This window comes from Sphingomicrobium aestuariivivum (assembly GCF_024721585.1).
Taxonomy (GTDB): domain Bacteria; phylum Pseudomonadota; class Alphaproteobacteria; order Sphingomonadales; family Sphingomonadaceae; genus Sphingomicrobium; species Sphingomicrobium aestuariivivum.
The window spans coordinates 690,404-704,608 of the sequence record NZ_CP102629.1 but is presented as its reverse complement, the minus strand read 5'-3'; the positions used below and the strand labels follow the sequence as shown (position 1 = coordinate 704,608).

The window sequence follows — 14,205 nt, the reverse complement described above, 5'->3', positions numbered from 1 at the left end:
TGCGATGACGCTGGCGACGCCCAAGCTGCTCGATGCGCTCGGCGAGAGCGCGCGCGAGGCTGGTGAGGCGATCCTCCAGATCGTCCGCCAGGGCTTTGACGTCGAACGCAAGAGCGACGCGTCGCCGGTGACGGTGGCCGATCGCGCTGCCGAAGCGGTCATCCTCGAGGCGCTGCGAAGCCACGCGCCCGGGGTGCCCGTGATCGCCGAGGAGGAAGTGGCGGCGGGGCGCATCCCGCATCACGACGGCATCTTCTTCCTCGTCGACCCCTTGGACGGCACCAAGGAATTCATCCGCGGCGGTGATGATTACACCGTCAACATCGGGCTGGTCGAACATGGCCAGCCGGTGATGGGCGTGATCTTCGCGCCCGCCACGGGCCACCTCCACCTCGGCATCGCCGACCGCGGCGCCTGGATCGAGGCGGGCGGTCCGCGCCGCGCTATCCACTGCCGCGACCTCGGCGAGGAGCGCATGGCGGTGGCCTCCAAGTCGCATCTCAGCCAGGCCACGGTCGACTATCTCGAACATGCATTCGGCGGCCATGTGCCCGAGCGCGCCTCGGTCGGCTCGAGCCTCAAATTCTGCATCCTCGCCGAGGGGCATGCCGATATCTATCCGCGCCTGTCGCCGACGATGGAATGGGACACGGCGGCGGGCCATGCCGTGCTGATCGGCGCGGGTGGGCGCGTTGACGGGCCCGACGGCGAGCGGCTCGAATATGGCAAGCGCGCCTATTTCAACCCGGGCTTCGTCGCCACCGCGGGCTGGAAGGCGCCGTCGATCGGCCATTATATGCCGAGCGACGCGGGCTAGCCTTCAGCCGCCGTCGCGGTTTCCCTTCCATGAGGCGAGCTGCGCCTCGAGACCCTGCTGCAGTGCCGCGGGCGCGGCCTTGGGCGCATCGACGCCGCGCAGGCGGTCGATCTCGTCTTGCGCGCGCACGATCCGCATGGCGATGCTGCGCGCCTCTTCGCATTCGGCGGGAAGCTGGCGCAGCAGCGTGCGGCAGTCGGCGAGGACCGCTTCGAGGTGGGCAAGACGGCGGACGCGGCGGATGCTGGCCTCCGCGCTGCGATGGCTGTTGGGGACGGCGTTCATGGGGCGGCTTGTGGCGCGCGGTGGCTTTCCAGCACCTTGCCAATAGCTCCGAAGCGGTGCGGATTTCGGGGCTGGCGCGGGCGTTCCGGTCCCGTTACAGTCATGGCTTGCTCGGTAAGACCTTTTGCGCACGCCGCTGGGACTGTTTCCCTCGCGACAGCGTGCACCTGTTGGGGGCCATTTGTGACCGAGCTTTATCCGATCAGCCGCAGCGAAGACGCGGCGACCTCTTCCATCATCGATCTCGTCGCCTCTGGGAACCGGGCGATGGAGCGCGGGCGCGCGGCGATCCGGGCTTGCGGCTATGATGTCGGCAACACGTTCGAGGTCGGCGAGGCGGGGGTCGACCGCCTCGGGGCGCATCCGGTCTGGATCGAACTCGACCGCGACCAGGGTCATGTCCTCGATCACTGGCTGATGGCGTTCGACGCGCATAGCGAGAATGCGGGGCTGCCGGTGGCGGTGGCGATGGACGAGATGCTGCTCGATCCGGTCTCCTCGATCGTGGGGCCGCATATCGAACTGCTCGTCGCGCCCGAACAGGCGGCGCGCGCGGCGGCGATGGCGCTGCTCGTGGCGCGCGAGGCGGGCGGGCGTGTGGGCGATGCACGCGGCTCGGACCCCGCCGCGCTCCGGCGCCTGTCCGAGGAAGTACAGCGCATCGCATCGACCCTGTCGAAGATGAGCGACGGCGGGCTGGCCGATGATCGTCCCGCTATCGGCGCGGCGGTCGATGCGCCGGCGGGCGAACAGCGCGAGCTCAGTGTCGAGACGGTGCGCTCGGTCATTCGCGCGCGGCGGCTGCGCGAGGACTATTTCGACGCCGAGCTGTTTCATGACCCCGCGTGGGACATGATGCTCGACCTGCTCGCCGCCGAGATCCAGCAGATCCGCGTACCCGTCTCGTCGCTGTGCATGGCGGCCGCCGTGCCCGCGACCACCGCACTGCGCTGGATCAAGACGCTGACCGACAAGAAGCTGTTCGTGCGCCGTGCCGATCCGCATGACGGGCGCCGCGTCTTCGTCGAACTCTCGCCCGACGCGAGCCGCGCGATGCGGGGCTATTTCCACAAGCTCGGCCCCAAGTTCGCGATCTGACGAGCAGCGCTCCAATCGTGCCTTGACGCCGCGTTATTTTGCATCTTTGTTATGACAGGTTAACGCGTCTGACGTGGGGTCGACCTTTGGGGGAGGGGATGCGATGACGATACGGTTCGTCAAGCTGTTGCTGGTGATCGGGGCGGGACTGCAGGCGCTGCTCTACGCGCTCCAGAATATCGTGAATTACGAGGCAGGCCATGCCGCGGTCGGCTATGTGCTGAGCCGTGCCGACCATGGCGTCTATCCCGACAGCATCGTGCCGATGGTCACCTCGGACGGTCTGGTGACCCTTGCCTATGTGACCATCATCGCCTTCGAGCTTCTCGGCGGGTTGATGGTGCTGGCGGGCGCGGTGCGCATGGCCCAGTCGGTCGGCGGCACCAAGCGGGCGTTCAGCGCGTCCAAGTGGCTGGCGCTGTCGGGGCTGGGGCTGCTGGTCTTCACCTGGCTTGGCCTGTTCATGGCGATCGGCGGTGCGGGCTTCCAGATGTGGCAGACCGAGGTCGGCTCGGGCTCGCTCGAGGGGGCTTTCTATTATGCCGCGATCAGCGGGCTGGTGATGGCACTGGTCGCGCAGGAGGAGCCCTGCTGGGCCGACCGCGTGGAAAAGGTTGATCATCGCGACCGCGGATGGCAGGAGCCGGACGCCCCGCAAGGGTAGGGCGCTTAGCTCAGCTGGTAGAGCGGCTCGTTTACACCGAGTAGGTCGGCGGTTCGAACCCGTCAGCGCCCACCATTTTCGTTGCGTATATGGGGACAGCGCATGGCGTATGACGACGGTTACAACGGCTGGGGGCCGCCCGTTGTCGACCGACGCGCCGGGGCGATGCTCGATGACATCCACAGGCAATATGAGCGCGATGGCGAGAAGTGGCTTTATCGTCGCGGCGACGCGGGCCCCGCCTATCGCCTTGACGAGGCCGAGATGCGGTTCGCTGTGGACCGCGAATTTGACCGTCGGGGCGGCGATGTGGAGTCGATCCTCGGGCCGCTCGTCCTCCTCCTGCTCCTTGGCGCGCTGCTTGTCGGGCTGAGCGGCGACTGGATCCTGCTGTTCTGGATGGTGCCCTGGTTTGCCCCGTTGATCTGAGCGAGCCATACGCTGCGCGACCGGCGGATCGCGCGGGAGTTGGAAACCTATTGGGATGACCGCGCGGCCGTCGCGCCGGCGAGGCCGGTCGTCACTCGCGCGGCCAACGCCCTCCTGCGGTTCACACGCGCCGATCATGCGCTGGCCGGCTTCGGGTTGGTGGCGATCGGAGTGACGTCGATTATCGGGCGCGAGGCGATCGGGCAATGGCACGTGCTGACAAAGTTCGTGGTCGGCGCCGAAATCCTATTCTTCATCTGGTGGGCGATTGCCATGCTCGCCGACCCCTTCATCCGGCGTGTCGAGGCGAGGGCACCGCGTGACATCACCGCGCTGCCGTCGTCGCCGCCGCGCCAACGCCCCGAATAAGGCGGCACCCTTTCCCGTCGCGCCGCGTTTGGGCGATATGTGGTTTGACGATTGGCAGAGTATCTGGCGCGCGGTGGGGCTCGGCTTTGCCGCCTACGCGCTGCTCGTCCTCTTCCTGCGCGTCGGCGGCAAGCGGACGCTGGCCAAGCTCAACGCTTTCGATTTCGTGGTCACCGTGGCGATCGGCTCGATCCTCGCCAACATCCTCACAGGCACCTCGCTGACGCTGGCGCAAGGGGTGGCGGCGCTCGCCTTCCTCGTCGCGATGCAGACGCTGATGAGCTGGGCCAGCGTGAAGTCGAGCAGCGTGCAGGGGATGCTGCGCGCCTGCCCGCGCTTCCTCCTGCGCAACGGCAAGGTGGACGAGCAGGCGCTGGCCGACGAGCGGGTGACGCGCGGCGACCTTCTGCAGGTCATCCGCGACGGCGGCTTTGCCCGGATCGAGGATGTCGGCGCGGTGGTGCTCGAGGCCGACGGGACCTTCAACGTCCTGTCGGCCGATGCCTGCGACCATGACGAACTGTCCGCGCTTGCGGACGTGGCGGATTGAAGGAACGGGAAGGGGCGGCGATGCCGATGACTTACTATTTTGCAACGACGCTGGCCGGGGCCGACATGGCGGCGGTCGAGGAATGCGTGCGCGAGGAACTGTCGAACGAGGGGTTCGGGGTGCTGACAGAGATCGACGTTGCGGCGACGCTGAAGAAGAAGATCGGCGCCGATTTCCGGCCCTATCGCATCCTCGGCGCGTGCAACCCCACGCTCGCGCACGAGGCACTGCAGGCCGAGGACAAGATCGGCGTGATGCTGCCGTGCAATGTCATCCTTCAGGAGAAGGATGGCGGGGTCGAGGTGGCGGCGGTCGACCCCGTGGCCTCGATGCAGGCGGTCGACAATGACAGCCTCGGTCCGGTGGCCAGCAAGGTGCGCGGCAAGCTCCAGCTGGTGATCGAGCGCGTCTCCCGGCGCTGCGGCGCCTGATGCGAGCCTAGAGCGCGCGCACCAGCGTTTCGGCGACGGCGAGCCAGGCAGGATCCTTGACCACCTGCTGGCGCGCGCCGGGGCCCGGCGGCAGGACGAGGAGCTGGCCGCCCTCGCGGTGGATGAGCCGCCCGTAGATATAGCGCCCCGCCGGACGCGGTACGAGGACGTCGCGATTGAGGGCGCGGTCGAAGTCGGCGGGCTGGACATGGCGACACCAGACGGTGTCGCCGGCCCGGTAATCGCCGATCGAGGCGGCGACCTTGACCCCGCTCAGCCCTTCGCCGGGCATGGGGGGCAGGGCGATGGCTTTCTGCCGCGGTGCCTGCGCATGGCCATTGCCGTCGAGGATGGCGGCAACCTCGAGGGTGGGGCGATCCTCGCCGTGGCGAACCAGTTCGGCACTGTCGACCCCGAGTGCATCGGCGATGCGGTTGACCCAGTCGAGCGACAGGGTGCGCGTGCCGGTCTCGAGCCGGCCGACGGTCTGCGCAGTGGTCGGCGGCTGGCAGGCCGCTGCGACATCGGCGAGCGTCATGCCCTTGGCCTTTCGGACTTCCCTGATACGCGACTGCATGACGATCCCCTCGTTGAACCAAATCGGTTTATTGCTGTCCTACAGATGTGCCGACATGGCAAGTCCTTTTCGTGCCGAGTCGAAGCATGGGAGACGGAAGATGGCGGGACGCATGGGACAGAAGCGGTGCAGGAGTGCGGCGAAAGGAACGGGCGCGGCAGGGCAGGCAGGCCGCCAGCTCGAGGAAGTGGCAATCGACGGCGAGGTGGTGGGCGGCAGGCCCTCGCGCCGCAGTGTCACCGTCAACCGGCTCGAAAGCCCGCTCGGCTGGCTGCGCTCGCGCGGCCATGTCAGCGAGCGGCAATATGAAGCGGGCGAGCGGTTGCGCGCCGATTACGAGCGCGCGCAGCTGTCGTCGCGTGTGACGATGGCATGGGACGCCAGCCCTGTCGCCCGCAGCCGCGGCGGCAGCGTCGGTGCGCCCGACCTCTCTGCCAGCCAGATCGATGCCAAGGCGCGCTTCGAGGCGGCGGTGGCGGCTGCGGGCAAGGGGCTCGACGACATCCTGTGGCGCGTGGCGTGCGCGGGCGAGGGCATGCGCGAGGCCGAGCGCGCGCTGGGCTGGCCGGCACGGGCGGGCAAGCTGGTGCTGGTCATGGCACTCGACCGCGTCGCCGACTTCTACCGCATCCGCTGATCCATGCTGCGCCGCAGAATGAAAATTTCGCGATGCAGCAATTTTGACGGTGGTTTCACGGACGCCTCACGCGGCGCGGACAGTCTTTCCCTAACGCCCGCAGATGGTGCCGGTGAAGGTGCCGCCAACAGGGAAGGACGATCGATGACCAATAGGAAAACTCTTGCTGCCTGTCTCGCCGTCGGCATGAGCGCTGCGGTGGTTGCCGGCTCGGGCGCGCGCGCGGAAGGGCGGCCGCTGCAGCAGGAACTGCGCATTCCCTATGGCGATCTCGATATCGCCGATGCCAGCGACCAGGATCGCCTCAAGCTCCGGGTGATGCAGGGAGCGCGGGCGCTGTGCCGCTCGGGAGGCCCGCAGGCGGTCGAGGTGTGGAAGGCCGAGAAGGCCTGCTTCTCCAGGGCGCTCGCGCAAGGCTATGCCCAGGCCGACGCCCTGTTCGCTGGTGAGCCGAAAGGAACGGTGGTGATCGGCGCCATCGTGATCAGCGGCCGCTGACAAGGCGGATCCCATGGCTGCCGGACTGGAGGCGGCAAGGGTAGCTCCCTTGCCGCCTTCTTCGTGTGCGGCGGGTGCGAAGCGGGAAGACTGGCGCGGCGGAGTCGGACAGTTCGAACAGCGATGCCGGCACCCGCGCCCGGCACCTGGGCGCGGCGGCTTTCGACGAGCGACACGCCCGTGACGACGAATGGCGGAAATCACGGCATTTTGACGCAAGTTTGCCGGCTCTCGAACGGGCCTTGGACCATAGATCGACGCTCTAGGCCTAGACCGGAACCACTCGATGCGGGGCCCCCCGCTCGAGCCGGACAGAGAAAAGGGGAATGACTATGAAACGCACGCTCTTCGCAATGGCCGGTGCCGCGCTGCTTGCCGCGCCCGCGCTGGCTGGTGAGCCGATCGACGTTGTCGGCGGCAGTGGCGACCGTGTCCAGGCCACTATCTATCATGGCGACCTGAACCTGCAGAGCAACGCCGGCAATTCGGCGCTCAAGAGCCGGATCGACAAGGCCGCCAACGCGATGTGCAATTCGCCGGGCTTCAAGCCGGTGAAGACCTGGGCCAGCGAAAAGGCCTGCTTCAGCACCGCGCAAGCCGACGGCTATGCGCAGGCCGACAGCCTGTTCGCCACGCCGCGTGGCTCGGTCATCGTCCAGAGCATGACGATCACCGCTCGCTAGCAGGGGCCTCGAGGCCTGCGAGCAAGCAATAGGGAGAAGGACAATGAAACATCCCATGATCATGGTGCTCGCAGGCACGCTCCTCGCAACGCCTGCGCTGGCGGAGGACCCGATCCGGGTCGTCGCCAATGCACCCGAACCCACCGCGGTCATCTATTATGGTGACCTCGACATGGCCAGGCAGGCGGGGCTCGATGCCCTCAACGGCCGGGTCAAGAAGGCGGCACGCGCCATCTGCCTGCCGTCGCTCAACGATCCCACCCGCGAATGGGTGCGGCAGACCGAATGTTACAAGACCGCGCGTGCCGATGGCTATGCGCAGGCCGAAGCACTCCATGCCGCCAGCATGCGCGGCGAGGTTCTCGTCGGGGCCTTTACCCTCACCGGCCAATAGCCCCGGCGATGTCCGGCGGGCGGGAGGAGCCCGCTCCTCCTCCCGCCTGCCGACAATTTTCCACGAACCGCCCGCCACTCTCCACCAACGGAGGGCGGCGGGCGTTTTACAGCGTGCAATACAGTTAAATTTATGTTAACCACGTACATCTTCGTACATGCTTTGCCATTCGCGACGGAACAGGAGCTCGGCTGTGACGGTGTCGTCCGAATCAAGTCCTGAGCGTGCCCGCTGGCAGGTCAATTTGATCGGATCATTCCGCGTCATCGACCTCGCCGAAGATCGCGATTGCACGCCCTCCAGCCGCAAGGCCTGCGGCCTGCTCGCCTATCTTGTCGGGCGCGGCGGGCGCCCCGTGCCGCGAGAGCGGCTCGCGGGGCTGCTGTGGGGCCGCTCGGCCGACGAACAGGCGCGTGCGAGCCTGCGGCAGGCGCTGTGCGACATCCGTGCCGCCACCAGCCGCGAGATGCCCCCCGTTGGCAGCGATCGCAACCATCTCTGGCTGGTCGCGGACCGTGTGCGTGGCGGCGGGCTCACCCATGCGCGCGAGGAGGATGGCGACTGGCGCCCGTTCGAGGATCTCGACGGGTTATCGCCCGAATTCGACGACTGGCTGGCGATGGAGCGCGGGCGGCTGACCGAGGTGGTCGTCGCCGAGACGGCGGCCTGGGTGAAGCGCAGCCTCGCGCACGGGCAGGGCGCCAAGCTCGTCCCGCTCATCCGGCGGCTGCAGCGCATCGATCCCCTCAACGAGGACTTCGTCGAATATGCGATGCTCGCCGAATATCAGGCGGGCCATGTCGGGGGGGTGCGGCAGCGCTATCTGGAATTTGCCGAGCGCGTGAAGAACGAGCTCGGCGTGGGGCCGACAAAGACGATGACCGCGCTCGAGGAGCAGCTGATCGACCGGCTGACGCACGAGTCGACGCCGATGCCGCCGCCGACCAACGGCAGCGGCGCCAGCAAATAACCTATTCCTCTTCGTCGGCGGCAAGGCCGGCGCGGGGGCCGCCCTGGCCCGACTTCTGATAGGTCGGCGCATCGAAATTCTCGGTAATTATCGCATCGACACGATCCTCGTCCGAAAGCGCGGCGGCGCGCTCGTTCGACAGGCGTTCCTTTTCTTTCTCGTTGGCCATGATGGGGCTCCTTTCGACCTATCAACGAGAGGGGGCGGAGGCGCGTTCCGGCACGGGCGGGGCGAAGGCCACGAAAAAGGGCCGCCCGGTCTCCCGGACGGCCCCTTTTTCTTCGTGCCCGAAGGACAGGTGCGAGGAAGCTTACTCTTCTTCGCTCTTGTCTTCTTCGGTCGCTTCGGCGTCGGCCGGGGCGGCTTCGGCGGTTTCGCCTTCGACCGGCTCGATCGAACCGTCTTCGGCGACGACCTGGCCCGGTTCGAGGGCGCCTTCGTCCTCGCTGTCGGGTTCCATCGCGTTGCCCATCAGTTCGGCCTGTTCGTCTTCATACATCTGCTGGATGATGTCGACGCCCTGCGCCTGCAGTTCGGCCTCTTCGGGCGAACGGGCGACATTGGCCTTGACGGTCACGTTGACCTCGGGGTGGAGGACGACGGTGACGTCGTGCATGCCGATGGTCTTGATCGGGCGCAGGAGCTGGACCTGGCTCTTCTCGATCTTGTGACCTTCTTCTTCCATGCCGGCGACGATGTCGCGGGTGGCGACCGAACCGTAGAGCTGGCCGGTGTTCGAAGCCTGGCGGATGAGGATCAGCGTGGTGCCGTCCATCTTCTTGGCTTCGCCTTCAGCGACGGTGCGCTTCTCGGCATTTTCCTTTTCGATCTTCTCGCGGTTCGCCTCGAAGACGGCCTTGTTCGCGGCATTGGCGCGAAGGGCCTTCTTGTTGGGAAGCAGGAAGTTGCGCGCGTAGCCGTTCTTGACGGTCACGACGTCGCCGATGCCGCCGAGCTTCTCGACGCGTTCAAGCAGGATCACGTCCATGGGTGTTCTCCTTACTTAACGACGTAGGGCAGCAGGCCGATGTGACGCGCACGCTTGATCGCCTTGGCGAGTTCGCGCTGCTTCTTGGCCGACACTGCGGTGATGCGGGAGGGCACGATCTTGCCACGCTCGGAGATGAAACCCGAGAGGAGGCGCGTGTCCTTATAGTCGATGACGGGCGCTTCGTTGCCCGAGAAGGGGCACGACTTGCGGCGGCGGAAGAACGGACGGGCCATTAGTTGCGCTCCTTCTTGCCGCGACGACCGTCGCGTTCGTTCTTGCGCATCTGGACCGAGGGGCCTTCTTCATGCGCGTCGACGCGGATGGTCATGTAGCGGACCACGTCTTCGTTGATGCGGGTCTGGCGTTCCAGTTCCGCGACCGCCGCGGCGGGCGTGTCGAGGCGCATCATCACGAAGTGCGCCTTGCGGTTCTTCTGGATCTTGTAGGCGAGGCTCTTGAGGCCCCAGGTTTCGGTCTCGACGACCTTGCCGCCATTGTCGGCGATGATCTTCCCGGCGTCTTCGGTCAGGGTGTCCACCTGCGCTTGCGCAAGGTCCTGACGCGCGAGGAAGATATGCTCGTAAAGAGCCATATCTTATTCTCTCATGTTGGCCGATCGCTGATGGCCGCACCATGCGAACCACCCCTCCGGCTGTCTTCAGTATTCAACGAGCCGGCGAACCACGGGGGGTGCCAGCTCGCGCGCCCTATGACGCTTATCGTCCGTGATTGCAAGCATTTGGTCGCAGCCGCGAGGGCGAAGCGGAACGGGGGCAGGGCAGGCCGTGTTGGCTGGGGTGAACCCCTCATCACAAGCGGAGACTTCACATGGGCAATCGTTTCGACGGCAAGCGCATCCTCATCACCGGCGGCACCAACGGCATCGGACTGGCCACCGCCAAGCGGATCGTCGCCGAGGGCGGCGAGGTGGCGGTGACGGGCATGAGCCAGGAGCATCTCGACCAGGCGGGGCGCGAATTGCCCGATGCGAGCCTCATCCTCAGGAACGACGCCTCCGATCCCGAGGCAGCGAAGGAGCTGGCCGAGAAGGTCGACAGGATGGGCGGCCTCGATGGGCTGTTCCTCAACGCCGGGTTCGGCGCGCAGACCCCCATCGACGGCACCGACAAGGAGATGTTCGAGAATATGGTCCATGTGAACAATCTCGGGCCGGTGCTGCAGATGACGCAGCTGTCGGGCAAATTGAACGATGGCGCGGGCGTGCTGCTGACGTCTTCCGTCGCGCCCTATACCGGCATGCCCGGCGGGGCGGTCTATGCCGCGACCAAGGCGGCGATGAACGCCTTTTCGAAAAGCTGGGCGCGCGAGCTGGGCGGGCGCGGGATCCGCGTCAACTCGATCGCGCCGGGGCCGATCGATACGGGCTTCCTCGACGTCTATTCGTCCAAATCGGGCGGGATGAGCGACGAGGAGAAGCAGGAAATGGCCGAGCGCATCAAGAAGTCGACCATCCTCGGGCGCTTCGGCAATCCCGACGAGGTGGCGGCGGTCGCGGCCTTCCTGCTGTCGGACGATGCGGCCTATGTCACCGCGAGCGAATATTTCGTCGATGGCGGCATGACGACGCACTAGTCGCTATGGCCTTCGGGCACGAAAAAGGGGCCGGGCGGCGCGATGCCACCCGGCCCCTCTTTTTCGTCGGTCGCTAGCGCTTAGAAGCGCAGGCCGAGACCCGCGGTGGCGCGGACCGTGTCGAATTCGACGGTGTCGACATTGGCGCGAACGAAGGCGTTCGAGCCGATGCCGAAGTCGGCGCCGATGCCGAGGAGGTAGCCGTCACCTGTGTCTTCGCCGTCGAGGCCGGCTTCGAGTTCGGCGATGAGCAGGGCGCGCTCGGCACCCGTGAAGCCGAAGTCGTCGGCGACATTGTTGGCGATCCCTTCGACGTCGAGGTCAACCCAGTGGTAGCCGGCGCGGGCATAGACGCGGTTGTTGGCGCCGAAGCGGGTGCCGACGATGCCCGACACGCCATATTCCATGTCGATCGACTCGGTGCCGCCCATGAGCGTGCCTTCAACGCCGAGGACCATATTGCCTTCGGTCGGCAGGGTGACGCCGGCAAAGCCGCCGAAGATGGCGCCGTTGACGCCGGTCTGCTGGTCGAGGCCGATCTCGGTGAAGTCGATTTCGGTGACGTCGTGATAGCCCGCGGTCGCGCCGGCGTAGAATTCGGTGCCGTCCTGCGCGGCGGCGGGGGCGGCGACGAAAGCGGTCGCGGCGGCGGTAAGAGCGAGAATTTTCTTCATGTTTAACAGTCCTTTGTTCAAACGCACACGGCCCGGACGTCGAAGCGTCGCGGGCCGCGGATCCCAACGGGGAAGCGATAGAATGGGAAAGGCGGCGCGGAGTTCCAAGGGGAGGAGAGAAAGTTCGTAACGGCAGCGGTCCAAGGCTATGATTTGCCGCGTTTTTATTATGCGTTAAGCGCCGGGCCGGGATGCGGGAAGTTGCTGGCGAGGCGGCTGGCTGGCGCTGCGGCGCCTGCCCTTGCGCCTTCCGTGATCTTGCCTTGTCGCGGCGCGCCGATTAGGCCCGCGGCAACAGGGAGGATCTGACCAATGTACGCTTTCATATTTCCGGGCCAGGGTAGCCAGAAGGTCGGCATGGGCGCCGAGCTGGCGCAGGCGAGCGAGGCCGCGCGCCACGTGTTCGCCGAGGTCGATGAGGCGCTGTCGCAGCATCTGTTCCAGCTGATGACCGACGGCCCCGTCGACGATCTGACCATGACCGCCAATGCCCAGCCCGCGATCATGGCGCATTCGATCGCCGTGCTGCGCGCCAGTGGCATCGACCTTGCGGGCAAGGCCGCCTTCGTGGCGGGGCACAGCCTCGGCGAATATTCGGCGCTGTGCGGTGCGGGCAGCTTCGGGCTGGCCGAGGCGGCCAAGCTGCTGCGTATCCGCGGCAATGCCATGCAGGAAGCCGTGCCGGTGGGCGTCGGCGCGATGGCCGCGCTGCTGGGTGTCGACATCGCAAAGGCGCAGGAAATCGCCGAGGCCTGTGCCGAGGGGCAGGTGTGCGAGGTCGCCAATGACAATGATCCCGGCCAGGTCGTCCTGTCGGGCCATGCCGAGGCGATCGACCGCGTCGTCGAGCGCGCCAAGGAAATGGGTGCCAAGCGGGCGATCAAGCTGCCCGTGTCGGCGCCGTTCCACTGTTCGCTGATGCGACCGGCGGCCGACCGCATGGCGGTGGCGCTGGCCGAGCACAAACCGGTGGCGCCGAGCGTGCCGCTGGTCGCCAACGTGACCGCCGAAGCCTCGTCGGAAGCCCCCGCGATCCTCAGCCAGCTCGTCGAGCAGGTGACGGGCCGCGTGCGCTGGCGCGAGAGCATCCAATATATGGCGGACCAGGGTGTGACCCATTTCGTCGAGGTCGGCGGCAAGGTCGTGGGGCCGATGGTCAAGAAGATCGTGCCCGATGCGCAGGCCACCAGCCTCGTGACGATGGCCGACCTCGAAGCATTTGCGAAGGAAGTCTGATGTTTTCACTTGAAGGAAAAACCGCGCTGCTGACCGGCGCTTCGGGCGGGCTGGGTTCGGCGATCGCCAAGGCGCTGCATGCGCAGGGCGCGCGGATCGCGCTGTCGGGCTCGAACGAGGCCAAGCTGCAGGCGTTCGCCGACGAGCTTGGCGGCGATCATGTGACGCTGGTGTGCAACCTGTCGGATGCGGACGCGGTCGACGGGCTGGTGCCGGCCGCGGTGGAAAAGCTCGGCAAGCTCGACATCCTCGTCAACAATGCCGGCATCACCCGCGACAATCTGGCGATGCGGATGAAGGATGACGAGTGGAACGACGTCATCAAAGTCAATCTCGAGGCGGCCTTCCGGCTGATGCGCGCGGCGGTCAAGCCGATGATGCGCGCGCGCGGCGGGCGGATCGTCAACATCAGCTCGGTGGTCGGCCAGACGGGCAACCCCGGGCAGATGAATTATGTCGCCGCCAAGGCGGGCCTCGTCGGCATGTCGAAGAGCCTCGCGCAGGAAGTCGCCTCGCGGAACATCACCGTGAACTGCGTGGCGCCCGGCTTCATGACTTCTGCCATGACCGATGCGCTCGATGACAAGCAGAAGGATGCGATCCTGTCGAAGATCCCGATGGGCAAGATGGGCTCGGGCGATGATATCGGCGCGGCGGTTGCCTATCTCGCCTCGGACGAGGCGGGCTACATGACCGGCCAGACGCTGCACGTGAACGGCGGCATGGCGATGGTCTGAGGCCGGGCGCCTGATTGACGCACGAAAGGGGCGGGGGCAGCCGAGCGCTGGTCCCGCCCCTTTTTCTTGGCTCAGAAGATCGACTTGAAACCGGCGTTGTGCAGGCGTTGGAGCGACATCGAGCGGCCCGCCACGATGGTCGGGTCCTGGAGCTGGGTGATCTGCTGGGCGTGGACGCGGCCGTTCTCGTCGACGCCGCGTTCGAAATCGACGCGGCAGTTGCGGGTCAGGTGGTCGAGTCCCGAGGCGTCGAGGTCGCGGGTTTCGACGCGCAGGTCGCTGTCATCGTCATCGCAATGGATGACGCCGCAGCGACGCTCCTCGTCATATGCAGTCACGGTTCCTTGGTATGACATGGCTCGTCTCCCTAAATTCGGCATGAAAACGATCGGCCGGGCGGGGTGAAATACGACGTCCAGTCGAATGCCCCCTTATAGCACAAAGACCGTAGGGCAGTTAGCGCGTTCGTCGAATTATCCCGCCGTTTCAACGACATGCTTCGTCAATAAAGCGTCATCCCTTGTCACGAAAAAAGCCCTCCCTATATCGCGCCAGAAGACATTTTTTGACAT

At 66.3% G+C, this 14,205-nt stretch carries 23 protein-coding genes and 1 tRNA gene; 16 read left to right on the top strand and 8 right to left on the bottom strand.

What is annotated here, in order from left to right:
* Window positions 1-4: 4 nt before the first annotated feature.
* Window positions 5-817, top strand: coding sequence for a 3'(2'),5'-bisphosphate nucleotidase CysQ (cysQ, locus tag NUW81_RS03590; protein WP_245110385.1), 813 nt, complete (start codon window positions 5-7; stop codon window positions 815-817).
* 3 nt (window positions 818-820) lie between these two features.
* Here the strand turns inward: cysQ and NUW81_RS03585 are convergent, their stop codons facing one another.
* Window positions 821-1,102, bottom strand: a complete 282-nt coding sequence (locus tag NUW81_RS03585) for a hypothetical protein (RefSeq protein ID WP_245110383.1) — start codon at window positions 1,100-1,102, stop codon at window positions 821-823.
* Between the two features lie 183 nt (window positions 1,103-1,285).
* Between NUW81_RS03585 and NUW81_RS03580 the strand changes: the two genes are divergently transcribed.
* From NUW81_RS03580 to NUW81_RS03550, 7 genes are all read left to right on the top strand, one after another.
* Complete coding sequence (locus NUW81_RS03580) at window positions 1,286-2,200, top strand: MarR family winged helix-turn-helix transcriptional regulator (RefSeq protein WP_245110380.1); 915 nt, start codon at window positions 1,286-1,288, stop codon at window positions 2,198-2,200.
* A 103-nt stretch (window positions 2,201-2,303) separates the two neighbouring features.
* A complete protein-coding gene (locus tag NUW81_RS03575) occupies window positions 2,304-2,864 on the top strand; it encodes a DUF2165 domain-containing protein (RefSeq protein WP_245110378.1) in 561 nt (186 codons plus the stop codon).
* A tRNA-Val gene (locus NUW81_RS03570) sits at window positions 2,864-2,939 on the top strand. The genes NUW81_RS03575 and NUW81_RS03570 overlap by 1 nt, the downstream gene beginning before the upstream one ends.
* A 27-nt stretch (window positions 2,940-2,966) precedes the next feature.
* Window positions 2,967-3,293 carry a hypothetical protein gene (locus tag NUW81_RS03565; protein ID WP_245110377.1) on the top strand — a complete coding sequence of 109 codons (327 nt, stop codon included), beginning with the start codon at window positions 2,967-2,969 and terminating at the stop codon, window positions 3,291-3,293.
* 171 nt (window positions 3,294-3,464) lie between these two features.
* On the top strand, window positions 3,465-3,662 hold the full coding sequence (locus NUW81_RS03560) for a hypothetical protein (RefSeq protein WP_260508533.1): 198 nt from the start codon (window positions 3,465-3,467) through the stop codon (window positions 3,660-3,662).
* Window positions 3,663-3,699: 37 nt separating this feature from the next.
* Entirely contained in the window at window positions 3,700-4,212 is a 513-nt protein-coding gene (locus NUW81_RS03555; protein ID WP_245110375.1) for a DUF421 domain-containing protein, read from the top strand.
* 20 nt (window positions 4,213-4,232) lie between these two features.
* A complete protein-coding gene (locus NUW81_RS03550) occupies window positions 4,233-4,643 on the top strand; it encodes a DUF302 domain-containing protein (protein WP_245110374.1) in 411 nt (136 codons plus the stop codon).
* A 7-nt stretch (window positions 4,644-4,650) separates the two neighbouring features.
* Here NUW81_RS03550 and NUW81_RS03545 read toward each other — a convergent pair whose 3' ends face one another.
* The gene (locus NUW81_RS03545; protein ID WP_245110373.1) at window positions 4,651-5,220 is read right to left on the bottom strand and encodes a helix-turn-helix domain-containing protein; all 570 of its coding nucleotides are present in this window, start codon (window positions 5,218-5,220) and stop codon (window positions 4,651-4,653) included.
* Between the two features lie 100 nt (window positions 5,221-5,320).
* Here NUW81_RS03545 and NUW81_RS03540 point away from each other — a divergent pair, with 100 nt between their 5' ends.
* From NUW81_RS03540 to NUW81_RS03520, 5 genes are all read left to right on the top strand, one after another.
* Entirely contained in the window at window positions 5,321-5,857 is a 537-nt protein-coding gene (locus NUW81_RS03540) for a DUF6456 domain-containing protein (RefSeq protein ID WP_245110372.1), read from the top strand.
* Window positions 5,858-6,001: 144 nt separating this feature from the next.
* Window positions 6,002-6,355 (top strand): UrcA family protein, encoded by a 354-nt coding sequence (locus tag NUW81_RS03535; protein WP_245110371.1) that lies wholly within the window; start codon window positions 6,002-6,004, stop codon window positions 6,353-6,355.
* 332 nt (window positions 6,356-6,687) lie between these two features.
* On the top strand, window positions 6,688-7,038 hold the full coding sequence (locus NUW81_RS03530; protein WP_245110370.1) for a UrcA family protein: 351 nt from the start codon (window positions 6,688-6,690) through the stop codon (window positions 7,036-7,038).
* 43 nt (window positions 7,039-7,081) lie between these two features.
* Complete coding sequence (locus tag NUW81_RS03525) at window positions 7,082-7,432, top strand: UrcA family protein (protein ID WP_245110369.1); 351 nt, start codon at window positions 7,082-7,084, stop codon at window positions 7,430-7,432.
* Window positions 7,433-7,676: 244 nt separating this feature from the next.
* A complete protein-coding gene (locus NUW81_RS03520) occupies window positions 7,677-8,402 on the top strand; it encodes an AfsR/SARP family transcriptional regulator (protein WP_245110368.1) in 726 nt (241 codons plus the stop codon).
* A gap of 1 nt (window position 8,403) precedes the next feature.
* On the opposite strand, the gene NUW81_RS03515 is transcribed toward NUW81_RS03520, so the two are convergent.
* From NUW81_RS03515 to rpsF, 4 genes are all read right to left on the bottom strand, one after another.
* Window positions 8,404-8,571: a hypothetical protein gene (locus NUW81_RS03515; protein ID WP_245110367.1), complete on the bottom strand. Its 168-nt coding sequence runs from the start codon at window positions 8,569-8,571 to the stop codon at window positions 8,404-8,406.
* Window positions 8,572-8,712: 141 nt separating this feature from the next.
* Entirely contained in the window at window positions 8,713-9,390 is a 678-nt protein-coding gene (gene rplI / locus NUW81_RS03510) for a 50S ribosomal protein L9 (protein ID WP_245110366.1), read from the bottom strand.
* 11 nt (window positions 9,391-9,401) lie between these two features.
* Window positions 9,402-9,626 (bottom strand): 30S ribosomal protein S18, encoded by a 225-nt coding sequence (gene rpsR / locus NUW81_RS03505; RefSeq protein WP_245110365.1) that lies wholly within the window; start codon window positions 9,624-9,626, stop codon window positions 9,402-9,404.
* Window positions 9,626-9,985, bottom strand: coding sequence for a 30S ribosomal protein S6 (rpsF, locus tag NUW81_RS03500; protein ID WP_245110364.1), 360 nt, complete (start codon window positions 9,983-9,985; stop codon window positions 9,626-9,628). Before rpsF ends, rpsR begins: the two co-directional genes overlap by 1 nt.
* Before the next feature lie 236 nt (window positions 9,986-10,221).
* Between rpsF and NUW81_RS03495 the strand changes: the two genes are divergently transcribed.
* The gene (locus tag NUW81_RS03495; protein ID WP_245110363.1) at window positions 10,222-10,986 is read left to right on the top strand and encodes an SDR family oxidoreductase; all 765 of its coding nucleotides are present in this window, start codon (window positions 10,222-10,224) and stop codon (window positions 10,984-10,986) included.
* A gap of 80 nt (window positions 10,987-11,066) precedes the next feature.
* Here NUW81_RS03495 and NUW81_RS03490 read toward each other — a convergent pair whose 3' ends face one another.
* On the bottom strand, window positions 11,067-11,660 hold the full coding sequence (locus NUW81_RS03490; RefSeq protein ID WP_245110362.1) for an outer membrane beta-barrel protein: 594 nt from the start codon (window positions 11,658-11,660) through the stop codon (window positions 11,067-11,069).
* A gap of 312 nt (window positions 11,661-11,972) precedes the next feature.
* Here NUW81_RS03490 and fabD point away from each other — a divergent pair, with 312 nt between their 5' ends.
* The gene (gene fabD, locus NUW81_RS03485) at window positions 11,973-12,896 is read left to right on the top strand and encodes an ACP S-malonyltransferase (RefSeq protein WP_245110361.1); all 924 of its coding nucleotides are present in this window, start codon (window positions 11,973-11,975) and stop codon (window positions 12,894-12,896) included.
* Window positions 12,896-13,633, top strand: coding sequence for a 3-oxoacyl-[acyl-carrier-protein] reductase (fabG, locus tag NUW81_RS03480; protein WP_245110360.1), 738 nt, complete (start codon window positions 12,896-12,898; stop codon window positions 13,631-13,633). Before fabD ends, fabG begins: the two co-directional genes overlap by 1 nt.
* A 71-nt stretch (window positions 13,634-13,704) precedes the next feature.
* Here fabG and NUW81_RS03475 read toward each other — a convergent pair whose 3' ends face one another.
* Window positions 13,705-13,971, bottom strand: a complete 267-nt coding sequence (locus tag NUW81_RS03475) for a hypothetical protein (RefSeq protein WP_245110359.1) — start codon at window positions 13,969-13,971, stop codon at window positions 13,705-13,707.
* Between the last annotated feature and the right edge of the window lie 234 nt (window positions 13,972-14,205).

What these genes read in the sequence shown, in the direction of transcription:
- cysQ (WP_245110385.1), top strand. Translation starts at nt 5, where the DNA reads ATGACGCTGGCGACGCCCAAGCTGCTCGATGCGCTCGGCGAGAGCGCG.
- NUW81_RS03585 (WP_245110383.1), bottom strand. Translation starts at nt 1,102, where the DNA reads ATGAACGCCGTCCCCAACAGCCATCGCAGCGCGGAGGCCAGCATCCGC.
- NUW81_RS03575 (WP_245110378.1), top strand. Translation starts at nt 2,304, where the DNA reads ATGACGATACGGTTCGTCAAGCTGTTGCTGGTGATCGGGGCGGGACTG.
- NUW81_RS03565 (WP_245110377.1), top strand. Translation starts at nt 2,967, where the DNA reads ATGGCGTATGACGACGGTTACAACGGCTGGGGGCCGCCCGTTGTCGAC.
- NUW81_RS03555 (WP_245110375.1), top strand. Translation starts at nt 3,700, where the DNA reads ATGTGGTTTGACGATTGGCAGAGTATCTGGCGCGCGGTGGGGCTCGGC.
- NUW81_RS03550 (WP_245110374.1), top strand. Translation starts at nt 4,233, where the DNA reads ATGCCGATGACTTACTATTTTGCAACGACGCTGGCCGGGGCCGACATG.
- NUW81_RS03545 (WP_245110373.1), bottom strand. Translation starts at nt 5,220, where the DNA reads ATGCAGTCGCGTATCAGGGAAGTCCGAAAGGCCAAGGGCATGACGCTC.
- NUW81_RS03540 (WP_245110372.1), top strand. Translation starts at nt 5,321, where the DNA reads ATGGCGGGACGCATGGGACAGAAGCGGTGCAGGAGTGCGGCGAAAGGA.
- NUW81_RS03535 (WP_245110371.1), top strand. Translation starts at nt 6,002, where the DNA reads ATGACCAATAGGAAAACTCTTGCTGCCTGTCTCGCCGTCGGCATGAGC.
- NUW81_RS03530 (WP_245110370.1), top strand. Translation starts at nt 6,688, where the DNA reads ATGAAACGCACGCTCTTCGCAATGGCCGGTGCCGCGCTGCTTGCCGCG.
- NUW81_RS03525 (WP_245110369.1), top strand. Translation starts at nt 7,082, where the DNA reads ATGAAACATCCCATGATCATGGTGCTCGCAGGCACGCTCCTCGCAACG.
- NUW81_RS03515 (WP_245110367.1), bottom strand. Translation starts at nt 8,571, where the DNA reads ATGGCCAACGAGAAAGAAAAGGAACGCCTGTCGAACGAGCGCGCCGCC.
- rplI (WP_245110366.1), bottom strand. Translation starts at nt 9,390, where the DNA reads ATGGACGTGATCCTGCTTGAACGCGTCGAGAAGCTCGGCGGCATCGGC.
- rpsR (WP_245110365.1), bottom strand. Translation starts at nt 9,626, where the DNA reads ATGGCCCGTCCGTTCTTCCGCCGCCGCAAGTCGTGCCCCTTCTCGGGC.
- rpsF (WP_245110364.1), bottom strand. Translation starts at nt 9,985, where the DNA reads ATGGCTCTTTACGAGCATATCTTCCTCGCGCGTCAGGACCTTGCGCAA.
- NUW81_RS03495 (WP_245110363.1), top strand. Translation starts at nt 10,222, where the DNA reads ATGGGCAATCGTTTCGACGGCAAGCGCATCCTCATCACCGGCGGCACC.
- NUW81_RS03490 (WP_245110362.1), bottom strand. Translation starts at nt 11,660, where the DNA reads ATGAAGAAAATTCTCGCTCTTACCGCCGCCGCGACCGCTTTCGTCGCC.
- fabD (WP_245110361.1), top strand. Translation starts at nt 11,973, where the DNA reads ATGTACGCTTTCATATTTCCGGGCCAGGGTAGCCAGAAGGTCGGCATG.
- fabG (WP_245110360.1), top strand. Translation starts at nt 12,896, where the DNA reads ATGTTTTCACTTGAAGGAAAAACCGCGCTGCTGACCGGCGCTTCGGGC.